This is a genomic window from Streptomyces sp. NPDC053427, assembly GCF_044544985.1.
Taxonomy (GTDB): domain Bacteria; phylum Actinomycetota; class Actinomycetes; order Streptomycetales; family Streptomycetaceae; genus Streptomyces.
In genome coordinates this window covers 493,491-517,532 of record NZ_JBITYA010000003.1, presented here as the reverse complement: position 1 = coordinate 517,532, position 24,042 = coordinate 493,491, and the positions used below count along the sequence as shown (strand labels likewise).

Genomic DNA, 24,042 nt, shown 5'->3' with positions numbered 1-24,042 from the left:
GGGTCAGTCCTCCTGGTGGGAAAGGGGTGTGTCACCGGTGGCCTCGGCGAGACGGGCGGCCAGGATCGGTCCGATCTGGGCCAGCGAGCCGGCTTCGGTCATCCGGTTGTGCCGGGTGGTGATCTCGTGTGATTCGATCCGGCCGGCGACGTACGGGCGCCAGGTCGCGGGCCCGGCGTCGTCCCCGCCGCGGTCGATCGTGGAGTTGAACAGCAGCAGGTCGCCGTCGAACCTGGCGGGGACGAAGTCGACCGCCAGCTTCGCGTTGTTGATCATGATGTGGACGATGACCTCGATCTGCTGCTCCGTCAGGCCCTGCAGCGCGCTGCCCCGCCGGTTCAGGACCTCGGCGACCTCGCCGTAGGTCAGCTCCCGGTCGCCCAGCTCGTCCGGGTCGACGTCGAGCACCCCGACGAGCACGTCCCGCTCGGTGGGCACGGGCATCTCCTCGAACTGCACGTCCTTCACCGGGTAGGCGTCGAGGATGGCCAGCAGCGCGGTCCGCTCGCCACGTGCCTGCAGCTCGCAGGCGATCGCGTGGGCGATCAGCCCGCCGGCGGACCAGCCGAGCAGCAGGTACGGGCCCTCGGGCTGGATCTTGCGGATCTGGTCGGCGTAGTCCGACGCCATCTCCTCGAAGGACATCGGCAGGGGCTCGGGGCGGCCGAGGCCGCGCGCCTGGATCGCGTAGACCGGGTGCTGGGGACCGATGTGGTTCAGGAGCCCGCTGTACGACCAGCTGATGCCGCCGCCGGGATGGATGCAGAACAGCGGCGTGCCGGTCCCGGTCGAACGCAGCGGCAGCACCACGTCCAACGCGTCGTCGGGGTCGTCCATGACCAGGCGCTCGGTGAGACCGGCCACGGTCGGCGCCTCGAACAGCATGCGCAGGCCCAGCTCCAGGCCGAGGGTCTCGCGGACGCGGGAGGCCAGGCGAGCGGCCAGCAGCGAGTGCCCGCCCAGATCGAAGAAGTTGTCGTCGATGTCCACCTGCTCCCGGCCGAGGACCTCGGCGAAGAGGCCGCACAGCAGCTGCTCCCGCGGCGTCCGGGGGCCGCGCCCGGCGCCCGACGCCCCGTACTCGGGGGCGGGCAGGGCGGCCCGGTCCAGCTTGCCGTTGGCGGTCAACGGCAGTGTGTCCAGGGTGACGAACGCCGACGGCACCATGTACTCGGGCAGTTCACGGCGTAGTCGCCCGGAGAGCTCGCCCGCCTCGGGCGCACCCTCGGGAGCGGGCACCAGATAGGCGACCAGCCGCTTGTCGCCGGGCCGGTCCTCGCGGGCGACGACGGCCGCCTGGGCGACGCCCGGGCAGCTCGCGAGGATCGCCTCGATCTCACCGGGCTCGATCCGCAGGCCGCGGAGCTTGACCTGGTGGTCGGTCCGTCCGGCGAACTCCAGTGTGCCGTCGGCCTGCCGCCACGCCAGGTCGCCGGTGCGGTACATCCGGCTCCCGGGCGGCCCGTACGGGTCAGCGGTGAAGCGCTCCGCCGTCAGGCCGGGTCGGCCGAGGTATCCGCGGGCCACGCCCGTCCCCGCCAGGTACAACTCGCCGGCCAGGCCCATGGGCACCGGCCGCAGGTGGTCGTCCAGCACGTAGGCGCGCATGTTCGCCATCGGCCCGCCGATCGGCACGGTCGCGGCGTGCTCGGGGAGGGTGTGCACCGGGTGGCAGGTGGCCAGGGTCGTGGCCTCGGTGGGCCCGTAGCCGTTGACCACCTCGATGCCGGGGCAGGCTGCCAGCACCCGGGCGACGGCGGTCGGGGAGACCACGTCACCGCCGGTCCACACCTCGCGGACCCCTGCGAGCAGGCCCGGCCGTTCCTCGGCGACCAGGCGGAACAGGCCAGCCGTCAGCCACAGTCCGGTCACCCCGTGCGTACTGATCGTGTGCTGCAGCAGGTCGAGGTCGAGCCGCTCAGGGGGTGCGACCACGACCCGGCCACCGCCCAGCAGCGGCACCCACAGCTCGTAGGTCGAGAGGTCGAAGGCGGTCGGGGAGTGCATCAGCACCCGCTCGTGTCCGCCGCCGTGCCATTCGGGGGTCAGCGCGAGGCCCACCACATCGCGGTGGGTGACGGCCACGCCCTTCGGCCGGCCGGTCGAGCCGGAGGTGTACATGACGTACGCCAACTGCCGCTGATCGCAGCGTACTTCGATGTCGGACGAGTCGGGCTCACCCGAGATCAACGCGGTCAGCACCTCCTCGGTGAGCACCAGGGCGGCCCCGGCCTCCTGGAGGATCAGGTCGATCCGGGATTGCGGGAAGCGTGAGTCGAGGGGCGCGTAGGCGCCGCCCGCCTTGATGATCGCCAGAAGTGCCACGACCAGCTCCGCCGAGCGGTCCAGCAGCACCGCGACCGGTGTCTCCAGTCGTACGCCCTGACGGATCAGTGCCCGCGCGAGGCGGTTGGACCGCTGGTCGAGTTCCCGGTAGGTCAGCTCGGTGGCGCCCGCCACGACAGCCACCGCGTCCGGGGTGGCACGCACCTGGCGGGCGAACAGCTCAGGCAGCGCGGCCTCGGGCAGCTCGACCGCGGCGCCGGTGGACCGGGACAGCAGCCGGCGGCGTTCCTCGTCCGACATGATGTCGATCCGGCCGATCGGACGGCCGGGGTCGGCGACCGCCGCGCGCAGCAGCCGTGCCCAGCGCTCGAACAGCAGCTCCACGGTGGCCGGGTCGAACAGGTCGGTGGCGTACTCCACCGCGCCGACCAGGCCGTCGGGGCTGGGGGCACCTCCCGGGCCGCCAGGCCCAGGGGGACCGTCCGGGCGGAACTGCTCGGCCAGGCTGAACGTCAGGTCGACCCGCGAGGTCCCGGTCGACGCCTCCAGGTGGCCGGTCTCCAGCCCCGGCAGCGTGAACTCGCCCACCGGCGCGTTCTGCAGGGCCAGCATGATCTGGAACAGCGGGTGGTGCGACAGCGACCGGGCCGGATTGACCACCTCGACCAGGTACTCGAACGGCACGTCCTGGTGGTCGTAGGCGGCGAGCGCCTTCTGCCGCACCCGGTCGAGCAGTTCGGCGAAACCAGGGTCGCCGCTCGTGTCGGTGCGCAGCACCAGCGTGTTGACGAAGAAGCCGACGAGGTCGTCCAGTGCCTGGTCGGTACGGCCGGCGATCGGGCTGCCGATCGGGATGTCGGTGCCGGCGCCGAGCCGGGTGAGCAGCGCGGCGAGGCCGGCCTGGAGCACCATGAACATGCTGGCGCCGCGCGCGGCGGCCAGCTCCCGCAGTGCCTGGTGCAGTTCGGGATCCAGCCGGACCACGACCCGGCTGCCCAGCTGGGAGGCCACCGGCGGCCGGGGCCGGTCGGCGGGCAGCTGCACCTGCTGCGGAATTCCCGCCAGCTCGTCCTTCCAGTAGGCCAGCTGCCGGGCGAACAGACTGTCCGGGTCGGCGGCGATGCCGAGCAGGTCGCGTTGCCAGCAGGTGTAGTCGGCGTACTGCACCGGCAGCGGGGACCACTGCGGCTCCTCGCCACGGCAGCGCGCCGTGTAGGCGGCCGCGAGGTCGCCGGAGAGCGGCCCCATCGACCAGCCGTCGGCGGCGATGTGGTGCACCACGACCAGCAGCACGTGCCGGTCGGGCGCGAGGGCGTACAGCTCCGCCCGGACCGGCGGCTCCGCCGCCAGGTCGAAGCCTCGCCGGGCCGTCTGCGCCAGCCGCTCGGCCAGCCGGCTCTCGTCGAGCTCGACCACCGGCAGCTCCGGGCGCGCGTGCGAAGCACTCAGCACGACCTGGTACGGCACGCCGTCCGTCTCGCGGAAGACCGTGCGCAGGCTCTCGTGCCGGGCGATCACGTCCGCGAGCGCGGCATGCAGGGCCGGGCGGTCGAGTTCGCCGGTCAGGCTCAGCGCGAGCGGCATGTTGTAGGTGGCGCTCGGCCCGTCCATCCGGTGCAGGAACCACAGGCGGCGTTGGGCGAACGACAGCTCCACGCGTTCGGGTCGCGGCTGGCTGGTCAGCGCGGGCCGCGCCGTGCCGGAGCCGTCGAGGCGGGCCGCCAGTCCGGCCACGGTCGGCGTCTCGAACAGCGCCCGGACTTCGAGCTCCGCGCCGAGGGTCGCCCGGACGCGGGAGGCCAGGCGGGTCGCCAGCAGTGAGTGTCCGCCCAGGTCGAAGAAGCTGTCCTCGACGCCGACCTGGGTCAGGCCGAGCACCTCGGCGAACAACTCGGCGAGGAGCTGTTCCTGCGGAGTGCGCGGCGCCCGCCCGGCTCCGGCCTGGCCGAGGTCGGGCGCGGGCAGCGCGCGGCGGTCGAGCTTGCCGCTGGCCGTCAGCGGCAACGTCTCCAGCGCCACGAACGCCGACGGGATCAGGTAGTCGGGCAGTCGCCCGCGCAGCCATGCACGGAGCTCGCCGATGAGGGCGCCGGTGCCCCGGCTTCCGGTCGGGCGGTTGGTCAGCGACGACAGCGGCCTGCTGGTGGTCCGGGCCGAACGGTACGGCTCGACCGGGGAGCCGTGATGCGCCCGCGGATCGGCGAAGACGACGTCCAAGGCGTCGGCCGCGGTGGCCGACCAGGTGACGCCCACCCAGCGGTCGAACTCCAGCCCGATGGCCCGGAAGTCCTCCGGGTCGGGGAGGTCGCTCTCCTCCGGGCCGTGCAGCCGCTCCAGCAGCTCGGTGAGCGAACCTTCGCCGTTCTGCACCGCCCGGGAAAGGGCGGCCTCGCGCAGCACCCGACGGTTCGGCACTCCGGTGATCCGCAGCACGTCAGCGGGCGGCTGGGCGAGGAGTTCGCGCAGCTCGGCCAGTCCCGCGAGCCGGCGTCCCCACTCCAGGTCGACCGTCTCGCCCGGGGCCGCCGGAACAACCGGGGCCTTGTGCAACGTCACGTCGTAGCGGTAGCGGGTCAGTTCGTTGTGGTGACGGCCGCGCTTGACCTCCACGGCCACCGCGCCGATGTCCGTGCCGTACTCCCGCAGGACGGTGAAGAAGTCCGGGTCGACCAGCAGTTCCTTCTCCACCCTGACGGCCTGCTCCACCGCGGGGCGCACCGCCGCGAGGTCGCCGTCGACACCGGTGCGGTGCAGCTGGACCGCGGTGGCCAGCGGGCGCAGCAGCCGCAGGTTGCGGACGTCGCCGACGAAGAGCGTGCCGCCGGGGGCGAGCAGCCGCATCAGCTTCCCGATCACGTCAGCGAGGTAGTCGGCGGACGGGAAGTACTGCACCACCGAGTTGATCACGATGGTGTCGAACCACCCGGCCGGCAGGCCCTCGGTGTCGTGCGCCGGGCGGGTCTGCAGCACCACACGCTCGGCCAGGCCGTCCTGCCGGGCGACCTGCGCGGTCAGCGCGTCGACCGCCGTGGCGGAGAAGTCCGTCGCCCAATAGGTCTCACAGTGCGGTGCGATCTGCGAGAGCAGCAGTCCGGTGCCGACGCCGACCTCCAGCACTCGGCGGGGGCACAGGGCCAGGATGCGGGCCACGGTGGCGTCCCGCCACTCCCGCATCTGCTCGACCGGGATCGGGCTCGCATCGTAGCTGCTGTTCCAGCCGACGAAGTTCTGGCCGAAGTCGGCTTCCCCGGGGGTGATGGGCAAGGCGTCGTAGATGTCCTGCCACTCGCCCACGTGGTCCGCTTCCAGGCCACTGTCCCGGACCTCGTCCTGGCGCGGGACGACGTAGCCGACGAGCCGGTCGTCCTGTGCGAGGACGGCGGCCTGGGCGACGGCGGGGTGCTCGGCCAGGGCCGTCTCGACCTCGCCGGGCTCGACCCGGAAGCCGCGCACCTTCACCTGGTCGTCGGCACGACCGACGTACTCCAGCTCGCCGTCGCCCAGCCAGCGCACCAGGTCTCCGGTGCGGTACATGCGCTCACCGGCGCCGAACGGGCAGGCGACGAACCGTCCGGCCGTCAGGCCCGGCCGGTTCAGGTAGCCGCGCGCCAGTCCCGCGCCCGCGACGTACAGCTCCCCCGCCACGCCCGTCGGCACCGGCCGCAGCCGCTCGTCCAGGACGTACACCCGGGTGTTGGCGATCGGACGGCCGATCGGCGGGACGCCCTCCGCCGGGGACAGCGGGTCACTCATGGTTGCGCACACCGTGGTCTCCGTCGGACCGTACGCGTTGATCATCCGACGGCCCGGTGCCCAGCGGTCCACCAGTTCCGGCGGGCACGCCTCACCCGCCACCACCAGTGTCGACACCTGCACCGAGCCGTCCGGCACGGTGGCGAGGACTGACGGGGGCACGGTCACGTGGGTGACCGCGAGGTCCCGGTCGGTCAGCGCGGCGACCGGGTCCGCCGTCGGGGGCAGCACCAGGGCCGCGCCGCGCAGCAGGGCGGTGTAGATCTCCGACACCGAGGCGTCGAAGCTGGGCGAGGCGAACTGGAGCACCCGGCTGTCGGGTTCGATCGCGAACCGCTCGATCTGTGCGGCGACCAGGCTCGCGACGCCGCCGTGGCCGACCACGACGCCCTTGGGGCGGCCGGTCGAGCCCGAGGTGTAGATCACGTAGGCCGGGTGCCGGACGTCGAGCGCGACCACGGGATCGGTGTCCGGCCAGGCGGACACCTCGGTCACCAGCGCCGGGTCGTCGACCATCAGGGCCGGCCGGGCGTCGTCCAGCATGTACGCGATCCGCGCCGGCGGGTACGCCGGATCCACGGGCAGGTACGCGGCCCCGGCCTTCAGTACGCCCAGGACGGCCACCACGGACTCCACCGAGCGCGGCAGGGCCACGGCCACGGTCTGCTCCGGGCCGACGCCCCGGGCGATCAGCGCGTGCGCGAACCGGTTCGCCCGGGCGTTCAGCTGCCGGTACGTCAACTCGGCGTCGCCGCACACCAGCGCGAGGGCGTCCGGGGTCGACGCGACCTGTGCCGCGAACGCCTGCGGCACCGGGACGGCCGCCACCTCGCGGGCGGTCGCGTTGCCCCGCTCCAGCAAACGGTGCCGCTCGTCGGCGTCGAGGAGCTCGATCCGTCCGATCGACCGGTCCGGGTCGGCGGTGACCGCCTCCAGCAGGAGCGTCCAGCGCCGGGCGAGGGCGGCGACCGTATCCCGGTCGAACAGGTCGGTGGCGTACTCCACCGCGCCGACGATCCCCGCCGGGCTGCCGTCCGGACCGAACTGTTCGACGAGACTCACACCGAGGTCGAACTTGGCGGTTCCGGTGGCCACCGCGTAGGTGGCGACGTCCAGACCGGGCAGGGAGAATCGGCCCATCGGCGCGTTCTGCACGGCCAGGATGGTCTGGAACAGCGGGTGGTGCGACAGCGAGCGGGACGGGTTGAGCGCCTCCACCAGGTGCTCGAAGGGCACGTCCTGGTGCGCGTACGCCGACAGTGCCGTCTCCCGCACCCGCCCCAGCAGCTCGGCGAAACTCGGATCACCGCTCGTGTCGGTGCGCAGTACCAGCGTGTTCACGAAGAACCCGACCAGATCGTCCAGCGCCTCGTCCGTACGCCCCGCGATCGGAGACCCGATCGGGATGTCCGTGCCCGCACCCAGCCGCGTGTACAGCGCCGCCAACGCCGCCTGCAGCACCATGAACAGGCTCGCACCCGACTTTCGGGCCAACTCCACCAGAGCGGCGTGCAGTTCGGGGCTCAGCTCCAGGCCGACGTGGTCCCCGTGCCAGCCGGCGACGGCCGGCCTCGGCCGGTCGGCGGGCAGCTGGAGCAGCTCCGGCAGGTCGGCCAACTGCTGTTTCCAGTAGTCGAGTTGTTCGGCGAATCGGCTCTCCGGGTCCCCGGCGTCGCCGAGCAGGTCGCGCTGCCACAGCGTGTAGTCGGCGTACTGCACCGGCAGGGCCCGCCAGTGCGGCGCGCGGCCCTCGCACCGCGCTGCGTACGCCTCGGCCAGGTCGCGGGCCAGCGGGCCGGTGGACCAGCCGTCACCGGCGATGTGGTGCATCACCAGCAGCAGCACGTGCTCGTCCGGCGCGAGTGCGAACAGCTCCGCCCGCAGCGGCGCTTCGGCCTCCAGGTCGAAGGGCCGTCGGGTGAACTCGGCGAGCCGCGCGAACAGTTCGGCCTCCGACACCTCGGTCAGCCGCGCCCGGGGCCGGGTCTCGGCCGGGTCCAGGATGAGCTGGCAGGGTACGCCGTCGGCCTCCGGGAACACCGTTCGCAGGCTCTCGTGCCGGGCCACCACGTCGGCCAGCGCCTCGTCCAGCGCCGCCCGGTCGAGCGTTCCGGTCAGTTGGAGCGCCAGCGGGATGTGGTACGTCGCGGCGGTGCCGTCCATGCGGTGCAGGAACCAGAGCCGGCGCTGGGCGAAGGAGAGCGGTACCGCTTCCGGCCGCACGCGCGCCGTCAGCGCCGGGCGTACGCGGCCGGCCTCGGCCAGCGCCTCGGCCAGACCGGCCACGGTGGGCGCCAGGAACATCGCCCGCAGCCCCAGCTCCGCACCGAGCACCGAGCGCACCCGCGCGGCCAGCCGGGTGGCGAGCAGGGAGTGCCCGCCCAGGTCGAAGAAGTCGTCGTCGACCCCGACCCGCGGCACGCCCAGCACCTCGGCGAACAGCTCGCACAGGATCTGCTCCTGCGGCGTGCGCGGCGCCCGGCCCGTCGTCGTGGTCACCGACTCGGGCGAGGGCAGCGCCGCCCGGTCCAGCTTCCCGTTCGGCGTCAACGGCAGCACATCCAGCGGGACGAAGGCCGACGGCACCAGATAGTCGGGCAGGCGGTCGCGCAGATACGCCGTCAGTTCCACCGGGCGTACGACCGCGTCGGGACGCGCTGCCACGTAGCCGACGAGCCGGTCGTCCTGGGCGAGGACGGCGGTCTGGGCGATGGCGGGGTGTTCGGCCAGGGCGGCCTCGATCTCGCCGAGCTCGATGCGGAAGCCGCGCACCTTCACCTGCTGGTCGGTGCGGCCGATGTACTCCAGCTCACCGTCGGCGCGTCGGCGCACCAGGTCGCCGGTGCGGTACATGCGTTCGCCGTCCGTGGCGAACGGGCAGGCGATGAATCGCCCGGCCGTCAGTCCCGGCCGGTTCAAGTACCCGCGTGCCAGACCCGGGCCCGCGACGTACAACTCACCCGCCACTCCCGGCGGCACGATGCGCAGGCGCTCGTCCAGCACGTATGCCCGGAAACCCGCGACCGGTCGGCCGATCGGCGGCACGCCCGGCCCCGGTGAGAGGGGGTCGCTCATCGTCGCGCACACCGTCGTCTCCGTCGGACCGTACGCGTTGATCATCCGACGGCCCGGCGCCCACCGGGCCACCAGCTCCGGCGCGCAGGCCTCACCCGCCACCACCAGGGTGGTGGCCGTGAGGTCGGCGCTCTCCAGCGCGGCCAGGGCCGAGGGCGGCAGGGTCACATGCGTGACGTCGAGCCGGCGGTCCATCAGGGCCTCCAGCGGGGCCTCGGACGGGGCCAGGACGAGGGCGGCACCGGTGAGCAGGGCGCTGCACAGGTCCCAGAAGGACGCGTCGAAGCTGGGCGAGGCGAACTGGAGCACCCGGCTGCCCGGCGTCACACCGAGCCGTTGGACTTGCTCCGCCACCAGGCCCGCCACGCCGGTGTGGCTCACCACGACGCCCTTGGGCCGACCCGTCGAACCTGAGGTGTAGATCACGTATGCCGGGTGCCGGGCGTCGAGCGCGGTCTGCGGGTCGGTGTCCGGCCAGTTTCCTTCGGTCACTGTCGCCGGCTCGTCGATCACCACCGTGGGCCGCGCGTCGTCCAGCATGAACGCGATCCGCGCCTGCGGGTACGCCGGATCCACCGGGAGGTACGCGGCCCCGGCCTTCAGCACACCCAGGACCGCCACCACCGACTCCACCGACCGCGGCAGGGCCACGGCCACGACCTGCTCCGGACCCACACCCCGAGCCATCAGCGCATGCGCGAACCGGTTGGCCCGAGCGTCGAGTTGACGGTACGTCACCTCGGCATCACCGCAGACGAGCGCGACCGCGTCCGGCGTCGCAGTCACCTGCGCCGCGAACAGCTCCGGCAGGCTCACCCCGGCCGCCCCGTCCTGGACGGCGGGCAGCAGCTCGAGGCGCTCCTCGGCGGACAGCAGGTCGATCCCGCCGATCGGCCGGTCGGGCGCGGCGGCGACCGCGGTCAGCAGCCTGGTCCACCGGGCGACCAGGGCCTCGACCGTCGAGCGGTCGAACAGGTCGGTGCTGTACTCGACCGCGCCACTGAGCCCGGCCGGCGTGCCGTCGGGCCCGTACTCCTCCGCGAACCCGAAGGTCAGGTCGAGCCGAGCGGTCCCGGTGAGCACGGTCACCCCGGAGACCTGGAGACCCGGCAGCTCGAAGTCGCCGCCCGGCGCGTTCTGTACGACCAGCCCGGTCTGGAACAGCGGGTGGTGCGACAGCGAGCGGGACGGGTTCAGCGCCTCCACCAGGTGCTCGAACGGCACGTCCTGGTGCGCGAACGCCGACAGCGCCGTCTCCCGCACCCGCCCCAGCAGCTCGGCGAAACTCGGATCACCGCTGGTGTCGGTGCGCAGCACCAGCGTGTTGATGAAGAACCCGACCAGATCGTCCAGCGCCTCGTCGGTACGCCCCGCGATCGGAGACCCGATCGGGATGTCCGTGCCCGCGCCCAGCCGCGTGTACAGCGCGGCGAGCGCGGCCTGCAGCACCATGAACAGGGTGGCACCCGACCTTCGGGCCAACTCCACCAGTGCCGCGTGCAGTTCGGCGTCGATCCGGAGTTCCAGCAGGTCGCCGCCGTACGACATGGTGGCCGGGCGCGGTCGGTCGGCAGGCAGCTGCAGCTGCTCGGGCAGCCCGGCCAGCGCCTCGGTCCAGTAGGTGACCTGGCGGGCGAACACGCTGTCCGTGTCGTGCTCGTCGCCGAGGATCTCGTGCTGCCACAGGGTGTAGTCGCCGTAGGTGACCGGCAGCGGCGGCCATGCCGGAGCCCCACCGCCCTGCCGGGTGGTGTAGGCGGTGGCCAGGTCACGGGCCAGCGGGCCCATGGACCAGCCGTCCCCGACGATGTGGTGCATCACCAGCAGCAGCACGTGCTCGTCCGGCGCGAGCGCGAACAGCTCCGCCCGCAGCGGTACTTCCGAGGTCAGGTCGAACGCCCGTACCGCCGCCTCGCGCAGCAGGGCGGGCACCTCCGCCTCGCCGGCCGCGCGCACGGTCAGCGGGACGGCGGCCTCGCCGGCGTCCAGCACCCGCTGGTACGGGACTCCGGCGGTGTGCGGGAAGACCGTGCGCAGGGTCTCGTGCCGGGCCACCACGTCCGCGAGCGCGGCGCTCAGCGCGGCCCGGTCGAGGTCGCCGGACAGCCGCAGGGCGAGCGGCATGTGGTAGGTCGCGCTCGGCGCCCCGAACTGCTGGAGGAACCAGAGCCGGCGCTGCGCGAACGACAGCGGCATCGGATCGCGGCGGGGCCGGGGTACCAGGGCCTGCCGCGCGGTGCCGGCGTTGTTCAGCCAGGCCGCGAGCCCGGCGGGCGTCGGCGCCTGGAACAGGCTGCGCAGTTCCAGCTCGACGCCGAGGGTCGCCCGGACCCGCGAGACCAGCCGGGTGGCGAGCAGGGAATGCCCGCCCAGGTCGAAGAAGCCGTCGTCGACACCGACCCGCGGCACGCCCAGCACCTCGGCGAACAGCTCGCACAGGATCTGCTCCTGCGGCGTGCGCGGCGCCCGGCCCGTCGCCGTGGCCACCGACTCGGGCGCGGGCAGCGCCGCCCGGTCCAGCTTCCCGTTCGGCGTCAGCGGCAGCACATCCAGCAGCACGAACGCGGACGGCACCAGGTGGTCCGGCACCCGGTCGCGCACGTACGCCGTCAGCGCCGCCGAGGTCGCCCCGGCCTGGGCCAGGGGGACGACGTACGCGACGATCCGGTCCTCCCGGGCGAGCACCGCGACCTGGGCGACACCCGGGTGCGCAGCCAGCTCGGCCTCGATCTCACCCGGCTCGACCCGGAACCCGCGGACCTTCACCTGATGGTCCACCCGGCCCGCGAACTCCAGCTCGCCGTCGGCGCGCCAGCGGACCAGGTCACCGGTGCGGTACATCAGCGCGCCGGCCGAACCGTACGGGTTGGCGACGAACCGCGTGGCGGTGAGCCCGGGCCGGTTCAGATAGCCGCGGGCGAGTCCCGCCCCGGCGAGGTACAGCTCACCCAGCACGCCGGGGGCGACCGGTCGCAGCGCCGAATCCAGCACGTATGCCTGACAGTTGGCGATCGGCCGGCCGATCGGTACCGGCAGCGGGCAGTCGGCGGGATCGGCCGGCAGCGAGTAGGCAGTGATCACATGCGTCTCGGCGGGCCCGTAGTGGTTGTGCAGCACCCGGCCGGGCCGCCGGGCCTGGAAGCGGCGCACGGCACCGCCGAGGCGCATCGCCTCACCGGCCTGGGCGACCAGCCGCAAGCTGGGCAGTTCCAGTCCGGCCTCCTCGGCGGCCTCGGCCAGCGCCTCGACCACCAAATTGGGCGCGAACAGCTCCTCGACCGCGTGCCGGTCCAGCCACCGGGCGAACAGCTCAGCGCTGCGGCGCTGCTCCTCGGTCGGCACCACGAGGGTCTTGCCGTACAGCAGCGCGGAGAGCATCTCCTGCACCGAGACGTCGAAGCTGATCGCGGTGAACTGCGCGGTACGCGTGCCGGGTTCGCCACCGACGGCCCTGTGGTGCCACGCCAGCAGGTTCAACAGCCCGGCGGCGGGCATCGTCACGGCCTTGGGCCGGCCGGTGGAGCCCGAGGTGTAGATGACGTAGGCCGGGTGCCGCGGGTCCACGACGACTGCCGGATCGTGCTCCGGCAGGTCTCCGTCCGGTGTGACGGCCGCGAGGTCGTCGAGCACCACGGCAGGCCGGGCGTCGTCCAGCATGTACGCGATGCGGGCCGCCGGGTACTCCGGGTCGACCGGCAGGTACGCCGCACCTGTCTTGAGGACCGCGAGGACGGCGACCACCAGCTCCGGGGAGCGCGGCAGCCGCAGGGCGACGACCTGCTCCGGCCCCGCCCCGCGGGCGATCAGCGCGTGCGCCAGGCGATTGGCCCTGCGGTTCAGCTCGCGGTAGGTCAGTGCGGTGTCCTCGAACACCACCGCCGGGGCGTCCGGGGTCGCCCGGACCTGGGCCTCGAACAGGGCCGGCAGGCCGGCGACGTCAGCTGGGCACGCGGTGTCGTTGCGTACGACCAGCAGCTCGTGCCGTTCCTCGGCGGTGAGGACGTCGATCCGGCTCAGCGGCCGGTCCGGTTCGGCGACCACCGACGCCAGCAGACGCAGCCACCGGGCGACCAGCGCCTCCACCGTGGCGGGGTCGAAGAGGTCGGTGCTGTACTCGACCCGCCCGACGATGCCCTCGGCCGGCCCGCCGGTGCCGCCGCGCTCCAGCAGGTGGAAGCCGAGGTCGAACATCGCCGTCGGTGTCCGCACCAGGACGATCTCAGCGGCCAGACCGTCCAGCGCGAACTCGGTGCGGGGCACGTTCTGCAGCGCGAGTAGCACCTGGAACAGCGGCTGACGGGCGAGCGACCGGGACGGGTTGAGGGCCTCGACGACGTGCTCGAACGGCAGGTCCTGGTGCGCGTACGCGGCCAGCGCGCCCTCGCGGACCCGGCCCAGCAGTTCGGCGAAGGTCGGGTTGCCACTGGTGTCCGTGCGGAGCACCAGGGTGTTGACGAAGAATCCGACGAGGTCGTCCAGGGCCTCGTCGGTCCGGCCCGCGATCAGGCTGCCGACCGGGATGTCCGTTCCCGCGCCGAGCTTGTCCAGCAGCGATGCCAGGGCGGCCTGCAGCACCATGTACACGCTGGCGCCGTGCTCCCGGCCCAGCCGGATCAGCCCGGCGTGCAGTTCGGCGTCCAGTTCGATCGCGAGGTGGCCGCCGGAGCAGGAGGGGGTCGCGGGGCGGGGGCGGTCGGCGGGGAGCCGGATCTGCTCCGGCAGGTTTGCCAACTGCTCGGTCCAGTAGGCCTGCTGGCGGGCGAAGAGGCTGTCCTGGTCGGCCGGGTCGCCGAGCAGCTCCTGCTGCCACAGGGTGTAGTCGGCGTACTGCACCGGCAGCGGTGCCCACCCCGGTTCCTCGCCCTGGCGGCGTGCCGCGTACGCGGTAGCCAGGTCGGCGGCCAGCGGGCCCAGCGACCAGCCGTCACCGGCGATGTGGTGCATCACCAGGAGCAGCACGTGCTCGTCCGCCGAAACTTCGAACACCTCGGCGCGCAGCGGCGGTTCGGCCGCGAGGTCGAATCCGCGCGCCGCGGCCCCCGCCAGCAGTTCCGGCAGGACCGTCTCGTCGGCCGTGGTGACCGACAGCCTCGGGCACGCCTCTGCGGTGGCCAGCACCTGCTGGTGGGGCACTCCGTCCACGGCCGGGAAGACCGTGCGCAGGGTTTCGTGCCGGTCGACGACGTCGCCCAGCGCCGCCTCCAGGGCCGCCAGGTCCAGTGGCCCCGAGAGCCGCCACGCGAGCGGCATGTTGTAGACCGAGTCGGCGCCCTCCAACTGGCGCAGGAACCACAGCCTCCGCTGAGCGGACGACAGCGGCACCATCCCCCAGCCTTCGCCCGGGGGTGCCCCCACGGGCCGCTCCGCCCGCCCCAGGGCGAGCCGGGCCCGGTCCGCGCCGCCCAGCCCGGCGGCCAGCCCGGCCACCGTCGGGGTCTGGAACAGGGTGCGCAGCGCCAGTTCCACGCCCAGGGCCGCACGGACCCGGGCCACCAACCGGGTGGCCAGCAGGGAGTGCCCGCCGAGGTCGAAGAAGTCGTCGTCGACACCGACCTGAGGCAGGCCCAGCACCTCTGCGAACAGCCCGGCCAGCACGTGTTCCTGAGGAGTGTGCGGGGCCCGGCCGGCCCGCGACCCCGCGTACTCGGGCTCGGGCAGTGCGCGCCGGTCCAGCTTGCCGCTGGCGTTCAGCGGCAGCACGTCAAGGGCGACGAACGCGGCCGGCACCATGTAGTCGGGCAGCCGCTCGCGCAGGTGCGCACGCAGGTCTTCCGGCCGAAGCTCCGCCCCGGTGGCGGGCACCAGGTAGGAGACCAGGCGGGTGTCCCCCGCCCGGTCCTGCCGGACGGTCACGGCGGCCTGCGCGACCTGCGGGTGTTCCGCCAGTGCCGCCTCGATCTCGCCGAGCTCGATCCGGAATCCCCGGACCTTGACCTGGTCGTCGATGCGGCCGAGGAACTCCAGGTTCCCGTCCGAGCCCCACCGCACCAGGTCACCGGTGCGGTACATCCGCGAACCGCCGGGACCGAACGGGTCCGCCACGAACCGTCCCGCGGTCAGGCCCGGCCGGTTCAGGTAGCCACGCGCCAGCCCCGCACCGGCGATGTACAGCTCGCCCGGCACACCCGCGGGCACCGGCTCCAAGGCGGCGTCGAGCACGTGCAACCGGACACCGCCGAGTGGGCGGCCGATCACCTGGCGCGGACTCGACTCCAGCGGTGCGAAGGTCGAGTCCACCGTGCACTCGGCCGGCCCGTAGTAGTTCAGGGCGAACACCCCGTCGGCCGCCCGCAACCGTTCCCACAGTTGATCCGGAACGGTCTCCCCGCCCAGCCCGACCAGCGACGGACGCCACCGCGGGTTGTCCAACAGGCCGTGGTCGACAAGGACTTGCAGGTAGGACGGGGTACCGCCGACCGTGTCCAGCCCGGCCCGCGCCGCGTACTCGAGGTAGGCATCCGGGTCGGTCCAGGTCGCCTCGTCCAGGACGTGCAGCTCGTGGCCGGCGTACAGGGCGAACATCTGGTCGCAGGAGGCGTCGAACGACACCGACGTGGTCAGCCCCATCCGTACCCGCTCCCCCGTCCGGAAGACCAGCGGACACTGGTTGGCGAACAGGTTGGACAAGCCACCGTGCGTCGCCACCACGCCCTTGGGCCTGCCGGTGGAACCGGAGGTGTAGATGACGTAGGCCGGATGGCACGGGTCGACGGCCACCGCAGGGTCCGTCGATGGGCACCCCACCACCAGCGCGGTCGTCTCCGGGTCGTCGGCCACCAGCCATCCGGCGGGACCGGTGTCCGGCAGCCGGCCCCGGGTGTGGGTGTCGGTCACCACCAGGACCGGTCGGGTGTCGTCGAGCATGTACGCGATCCGCGCGGCCGGGTACTCCGGATCGACCGGAACGTACGCGGCGCCGGTCTTCAGCACCGCGAGGATCGTCACCACCAGCTGGGCCGAGCGCGGCAGCGCCACCGCCACCAGCCGCTCCGGCCCCGCACCCCGGGCGATCAGAGCGTGCGCCAGCCGGTTCGCCCGTGCGTCCAACTCCGCGTAGGTCAGCGATGCTTCCGGCCCCACCAGCGCGACGGCGTCCGGAGTCGCACGCACCTGAGCCCGGAAGAGCTCCGGCAGGCTCTCGGTGAAGGCCTGGGCCGCCGGGCCGGTACCCAGCGCCGTCAACTCACCGTGCTCCTCGGAGGTGAGCAGGCCGAACCGGCTGAGCCGCAGCTGCGGGTCGGCGACCACGGCGCGGAGCAGCCGCTCCCACCGCTCGATCATCGTCTCGACGGTGGCCGGGTCGTACAGGTCGCCGGTGTACTCGACGGACCCGTCGATCCCCTCCGGGGTACCGTCCTGCGCGTGCCGCTCGGACATGGTGAAGATCAGGTCGAGCTTGGCGGTGGTCGACGTCGACGGCATGTCGCCGACGCGCAGCCCGGGCGGCGCGAAGTCGGCCCGGGGCGCGTTCTGTAGCACCAGCATGACCTGGAACAGCGGGTGGTGCGCCAGCGACCGGGCCGGGTTGAGGGCCTCGACCAGGTACTCGAACGGAAGGTCCTGGTTGGCGTACCCGGCCAGCGCGGTCTCCCGGACCCGGCCCAGCAGTTCGGCGAACGTCGGATCGCCTGAGGTGTCGGTACGGAAAACCAGGGTGTTGACGAAGTAGCCGACCAGCTCGTCCTGCGCCTGGTCGGTCCGGCCCGCGACCGGGCTGCCGACCGGGATGTCGTCTCCCGCGCCGAGCTTGCTCAGCAGCACTGCCAGCCCGGCCTGAAGCACCATGAAAAGACTGGTGCCGTGGGCGCGGGCGAGTTCGCGCAGCCCGCGGTGCAGCTCGGCGTCCAGCCCGGCACGCACGGAACCGCCCCGGTGCGAGGCGACCGCCGGGCGGGGCCGGTCGCCGGGCAGCTGGAGCTGCTCGGGCAGTTCGGCCAGCTGCCGGGTCCAGTAGGCCGCCTGGCGGGCGAACAGGCTGTCCCCGTCGGCCGCGTCGCCGAGCAGCTCGTGCTGCCACAGGGTGTAGTCGGCGTACTGGACCGGCAGCTCCGCCCACTGCGGCGCCTCGCCGCGGCAGCGCGCCGCGTAGGCGGCGGTCAGGCCCTGCGCGAGTGGGCCCAGCGACCAGCCGTCACCCGCGATGTGGTGGAGCACCACCTGGAACACGTGCTCGTCCGCCGCCAGCTCGAACAGCCCGGCGCGCAGGGGCACATCGACCGCCAGGTCGAACCGGCGAGCCTTCGCTTCCGCAACGACGTTCGACAGCTCGGACTCAGTGGTCCGGCTGACGAGCAGCCGCGGGCGGGCTGCCTCGACCTCCAGCACCTGCTGGTACGGCACGCCGTCGACCGCCGGGAAGACGGTGCGCAGGCTCTCGTGCCGCTCGACCACATCCGCCACGGCGGACTCCAGGGCCCGCCGATCCAGATCCCCGGACAGCCGCCAGGCCAGGGAGATGTGGTAGTTCGCGCCGGCGCCCTCCAACTGGTGCAGGAACCACAGCCGCCGCTGCGCGAACGACAGCGGGATTGCCTCGGGGCGTTCGCGCCGTGCCAGAGCGGCCTGCGCCGGTCCGGCAGCCACCAGGGCGGCGGCCAGGCCGGCCGGGGTCGGCGCCTCGAACAGGGTGCGCAGCGGCATTTCCACGCCGAGCGTCGCGCGGATCCGGGCGGCCAGGCGGGTGGCCAGCAGCGAGTGCCCGCCCAGGTCGAAGAAGCCGTCCTCGACGCCGGCCGACGCCACGCCCAGGACCTCGGCGAACAGCGCGCACAGGATCTGCTCCTGCGGGGTGCGCGGCGCGCGGGCGGTGGCCGCCGGGGCGAGGTCGGGGGCGGGCAGGGCCCGGTGGTCCAGCTTGCCGTTGGCAGTCAGCGGCAGCGCGTCCAGCACGACGAACGCCGACGGAACCATGTACTCCGGAAGCCGCTCTGTCAGATGCTCGCGCAGTTCTGCCGAGCGCGGGGCGCCACCCGGGGCGGGCACCAGGTACGCGACCAGCCGGGTGTCGTCGGCACGGTCCTGCCGCGCCAGGACGGCGACCTGGGCGACGCCGGGGTGCGCGGCGAGCGCCGCCTCGACCTCGCCGAGCTCGATCCGGTAGCCGCGCACCTTCACCTGCTGGTCGGCCCGGCCGACGTAGCGCAGGCTGCCGTCCGCCGCGCGGCGCACCACGTCGCCGCTGCGGTACATCCGCGATCCCGGTGGTCCGAACGGGTCGGCCACGAAGCGCCCGGCGGTCAGACCGGGCCGGTTCAGGTAACCGCGCGCCAGGCCGGCGCCCGCGACGTACAGCTCGCCGGGCACTCCCGGAGGCACCGGCCGCAGGTGGGCGTCCAGCACGTACGTGCGCAGGTCGGGGATGGCCGCGCCGATCCGGCCGACGGCGGTGTCGGACCGGTCGAGCGCGGCGTAGGTCACGTGCACGGTGGTCTCGGTGATGCCGTACATGTTGACCAGCCGCGGCGCGTCGTCCGGGTGCCGCTCGTACCAACTGGCCAGCCGGGCGTGCTCCAGCGCCTCGCCGCCGAACACCACGGTGCCCAGGGCGAGCGAGCGGCCGGTCTCCGGTGCCTCCTCGTCCGCCTGCATCAGCTGATAGAAGGCGGACGGCGTCTGGTTGAGCACCGTCACCCGTTCACGGGCGAGCAGGTCCAGGAACCGGTGGGGCGAGCGGCTGGTCTCGTGGTCCACGACCACCAGGCGGCCGCCGTACAGCAGCGCACCCCACAGCTCCCACACCGAGAAGTCGAAGGCGTAGGAGTGGAAGAGGGTCCAGACGTCCTCGGCGGAGAAGCCGAACAGCTTCTCGGTGGTGCCGAACAGCCGCACCACGTTCCGGTGCGGGACCACCACGCCCTTGGGGTCGCCGGTGGAGCCGGAGGTGTAGATGACGTAGGCGGCGTGGCCGGGGTCGAGGGGGATCTTCGGGTCCGTGTCCGGTAGCCCGTCCAGGTCGGCGGTGTCCAGCAGCAGCCGGTCCACCGGGTCTGCGCCCGGCAGGTCGCCGGTCCGGCTCGTGGTCACGAGGAGCGCGGGCCGGGCGTCCTGGAGCAGGTAGGCGATCCGGGCGGCCGGGTACAGCGGGTCCACCGGCAGGTAGGCGCCGCCCGCCTTCAGCACGGCGAGCACCGCCACGACCTGCTCCGCCGAGCGCGGCAGGGCCAGCGCCACCCGCCGCTCCGGGCCCACCCCCCGGTCGATCAGGGCGTGCGCGAGCCGGTTCGCGCGGGCGTTCAACTCCCCGTACGTCAGGGTGACTTCGCCGTCCGTGAGGGCGACGGCGGCCGGGTCCGCCCGTACCTGCCGCTCGAACAGCGCGGTCAGGCTGCTCTCCGACGGTGCCTCGCTCCGGTCGGTACGCGCCGGGAACAGCGCGCGGAGCTCGTCGGCGGACAGCACGTCCACCTGTCCGATCCGTCGGCCGGGGTCGGCGACGACGGCGCGCAGCAGCCGCAGCCACCGCTCGACGATCCCGGTCACGGTGACCTCGTCGAACAGGTCGGTGCTGTACTCCACCACGCCCGACAGGCCGCCCTCACCTGGCTGTTCGGCCAGGATGAAGGTCAGGTCGCACTTGGCCGTCCCGGTGTGGACCAGGTCGGTCGCCACCCGCAGCCGCGGCAGGTCGAACGTGCCCAGGGGCGCGTTCTGCAACGCGAGCATGGTCTGGAACAGCGGGTGGTGCGCCAGCGACCGGGCCGGGTTCAGCGCCTCCACCAGGTGCTCGAAAGGTACGTCCTGGTGTGCGTACGCGGCCAGCGCGTCGGCGCGTACCCTGCCCAGCAGTTCGGTGAACGACGGGTCGCCGGAGAGGTCGGTGCGCAGCACCAGGGTGTTGACGAAGAAGCCGACCAGCTCGTCCGCGGCCTCGTCGGTACGTCCGGCGATCGGCGTGCCCACGGGTACGTCGGTGCCCGCGCCCAGCTTTCCCAGGAGGGCGGCCAGCCCGGCCTGGAGCACCATGAAGAGGCTGGCCCCGCCGTCCCGGGCGAGCGCGCGCAGCCCCTGGTGCAGCTCTGCGTCGATCCGCACCGGCACATGGGAGCCCCGGTAGGACATCGTCGTCGGCCGGGGCCGGTCGAACGGCAGCTCGACCTGCTCGGGCAGGTCCGCCAACTGCTCCCTCCAGTAGCCCAGTTGACCGCTCAGCAGGCTCTCGGGGTCAGAGCCTTCGCCGAGCAGCTCCCGCTGCCAGAGGGCGTAGTCGGCGTACTGGACCGGCAGCGGCGACCACTCCGGCTTCGTGCCCTCGGCGCGGGCCGCGTAGGCGGCCGTGAGGTCCCGCGAGAGCGGCCCCATCGACCAACCGTCACCGGCGATGTGGTGCACCACCAGCAGCAGTACGTGCTCCTCGGCCGCCAGCTGGAAGAGTTCGGCGTGCAGCGGCGGTTCCTCGGCGAGGTCGAAGCCGTACCGGGCCGCCTGCGCCAGCCGCTCCGGCAGCTCGCGTTCGCCGAGTTCGGTCATCCGTAGCCGCGGCCGGGCCTCCTCCGGGTCCAGCACCCGCTGGCAGGGCTCGTCGTCGACCGTCGGGAAGACGGTGCGCAGGCTCTCGTGCCGCTCGACCACGTCCCCCAGGGCGGCTTCCAGGGCCCGCTGGTCCAGGCCCCCGGACAGTCGTAGGGTCAGCGGGATGTTGTAGGTGGCGCTCGGGCCCTCCATGCGGTGCAGGAACCACAACCGGCGCTGCGCGAAGGACAGCGGGACGGTCTCCGGCCGCTCGCGCCGCCCCAGCGCCGGACGGGCCCGGCCCGCGACATCTACGGCCGCCGCCAGTTCCGCCACCGTCGGCGCGTCGAACAGGTCGCCGAGCCGCAGCTCCACGCCGAGGATCGAGCGGGCCCGGGCGACCAGCCGGGTGGCCAGCAGGGAGTGCCCGCCGAGGTCGAAGAAGCTGTCGTCCACCCCGGGCTCGGCCACCCCGAGCACCTCGGCGAACAACCCGACGAGCAGGTGCTCGGTCGCGGTGCGCGGTGCGCGGCCAGGCGCGGCGGGCTGTCGCTCGGGCGCCGGGAGGGCCCGCCGGTCGAGCTTGCCGTTCGGGGTCAGAGGCAGCGCGTCCAGCAGCACGTACGCGGCCGGCACCATCTGTCGGGGCAGCCGGTCCCGCAGGTGGTCGCGCAGGGCGGTGCCGGTCACGGTGGCGCCGGGCTCGGGCACCGCGTAGGCGATCAGCCGGGGTTCCTCCTCGGTGCGCACCATCACGGCGGCCCGGGCGACCTGCGGGTGCTCGGCAAGGACGGCCTCGATCTCGCCGAGTTCGATCCGGAAGCCGCGGATCTTGACCTGGTCGTCGGTGCGGCCGAGGAACTCCAGGTTCCCGTCCGGGCCCCACCGCACCAGGTCACCGGTGCGGTACATCCTCCCTCCTTGCCCGCCATCGGGCAGGAGGGGCCCACCGCCCGGCCCGAACGGGTCCGCCACGAAACGCCCAGAGGTCAGCCCCGGCCGGTTCAGGTAGCCCCGGGCCAGCCCCGCGCCCGCGATGTACAGCTCACCCGCCACACCGGTCGGCAGCGGCCGCAGGGCGCCGTCGAGCACGTACAGCCGGGCGTTCGTGACCGGTCGGCCGATCACCGGGCGTGGGCTCGAACTCATTTGTGCGAAACCCGAGTTGACGGTGCATTCGGACGGTCCGTAGAGGTTGAGGCAGGACACGCCCTCCGCCGCCCGCAACTGCTCCCACAGCCGCTCCGGGACAGCCTCGCCGCCCGCTGCGACCAGTGCCGGGTGCCACTGCGGGTCACTCAGCAGCCCGTGGGAGACGAGCACTTGGAGGTAGGACGGGGTGGCTTCGATGTAGTCCAGTCCGCAGCGCGCCGCGTATCCGACGAGGGTGTCTGGGTCGGTCCAGGTAGCGTGCTCCAGGACGTGCAGCTCGTGGCCCCCGAACAGGGCGGACAGCTGGTTCCAGGAGGCGTCGAAGGACACCGAGGTGGTCAGCGCCACCCGCAGCCGCTGCCGCTCCTTGAGCAGCGGCGCGAAGTGCACCTGCCGGAGGTCGGTGAACAGGTCGAGCAGGCCGCCGTGGGTCGCCAGCACGCCCTTGGGCCTGCCGGTGGAGCCGGAGGTGTAGATGACGTACGCCGGGTGACTCGGATCGACGGCCGCCATCGGGTCGGCGGCCGGGCAACCCGCCACCAGAACGGCCGTCTCCGGGTCGTCGAGCACCAGCCGGTCGAAGGGCCCGGCCTCGGGCAGCCGCCCCTCGCTGCGGGAGTCCGTGACCAGCAGGGCCGGCCGGGCGTCGTCGAGCAGGTACGCGATCCGGGCGGTCGGGTACTCGGGGTCGACCGGCACGTATGCCGCCCCGGTCTTCAGCACCGCGAGGATCGCCACCACCAGCTCCGCCGAGCGCGGCAGGGCCACCGCCACCCGCCGCTCCGGGCCCGCTCCCCGGGCGATCAGGGCGTGCGCCAGCCGGTTGGCCCGCGCGTCGAGTTCCGCGTACGTCAGCGAGACGTCGCCGCACACCAGCGCGACCAGGTCCGGAGTCGCCCGGACGTGCTCCCGGAACAGCTCCGGCAGGCTCGTGGCCGGGGCCTGCGCCACCGGCCCGGCGCCGAGCACCGCCAGCTCGCGGCGCTCCTCGGCGGTGAGCAGTTCGATCCGGCCCACCGGCTGGTCCTGGTCGCAGTCCGCGAGGGTGTCCAGCAGCGCGAGCAGCCGCTGCTGGTGGCCGGCGAGGTCGTCGGGGCCGTACGCCTCCGGCGAGCCGTGCAGCCGGAGCAGCGGCGGGTTGCCGTCCCGGTAGTCGAAGACCCAGACGGCGACGTCGGTGGTCGACCCGGACACGAAGTGGTGCACGGAGGCCGGGTGTCCGGCGAAGCTCGGCCTGGAGTTGAAGGCCATGATGTTGACGATCAGCGGGAACGCCGTCCCGATGCTGCCGGGGGCGCCGAGGTCCCGCAGCAGGTCCTCGCTGCGGTAGCGCTCGTGCGCGACGGCCGTCTCGACCTCCCGCGCCGCCTGGGCGACGAGTTCGCGCCACGGCATGTCCGGCCGCACCGTCAGCCGCAGCGGCACCACGTTGGACATCGTGCCCGGCACCGCCGTCAGGTCCCGGTCGGCGCCCCGACGGGCGGTGACGGGCAGGGCGAGCACCACGTCCTGGTTGCCGGTCAGCCGGTGGGCGTAAAGCGCCGTCGCCGCGACCACCAGCCGGGACCACCGGACGCCGGAACGTCCCGCCGCCGCCCGCAGGGCGTCCGGGCGGCGCAGTTCCCGCTCCTCGGCCAGCCGGAGGGCGCGGTGCGGGTCGGTCGCGGAGGTGTCGGTGAGCCGGGTCGGGGCGGGCAGGTCGGCGAAGCGCTCGGTCCAGTAGGCGCGGTCGGCGGCGAAGTCGGTGGAGGCGCGGTAGGCGGCGTCGCTGTCGACCAGGTCCCGCAGCGAGCCGAACGGGCAGGGCGGCACGGCGCCGCCCTCGGCCAGTGCCGAGTACACCTCGCCGACCCGCTGCCGGAGCATGGAGCTGCTGATCGCATCCAGCACCACGTGGTGGTAGTTCAGGTACCAGAGGTACTCCGTCGGCGACGCCTTGATCAGCGCGTGGCCGAACAGCGGGTCATGGGCGAGGTCCAGCGGGCGCAGCAGGTCCCGCTCCATCCATTCCAGGGCCGCCGCCCGGGGGTCGGGCTCTCCGCTGAGGTCGAGGTGGTCCGGAGCCCAGTCCCAGCTCTGCCGGAAGACCTGGCGCGGGCCCTCGGCGTCGTCGACGAAGGTCACGTGCAGGGCGTCGACCTCGTCGACCACCCGGCGCAGCGCGCTCTCGAACAGCTCCCGGTCCACCGGCCCGTGGATCTCCAGGCACTCGCCGACGCGGTAGCCCGGAATCGGCGTCCGGGAGCGCTGCTCGGCGAGCCAGATCTCTCGCTGGGCCGCTGTCAGGGGAAGGGTGTCACCGTCGCGACGGGACATGGGGGTACCTCC

1 protein-coding gene is annotated in these 24,042 nt (G+C 73.3%); it reads right to left on the bottom strand.

The features are described from left to right. Positions 1-3 precede the first annotated feature (3 nt). Positions 4-24,030 (bottom strand): non-ribosomal peptide synthase/polyketide synthase, encoded by a 24,027-nt coding sequence (locus tag ACIGWZ_RS10325; RefSeq protein WP_400062796.1) that lies wholly within the window; start codon positions 24,028-24,030, stop codon positions 4-6. Positions 24,031-24,042: the final 12 nt, after the last annotated feature.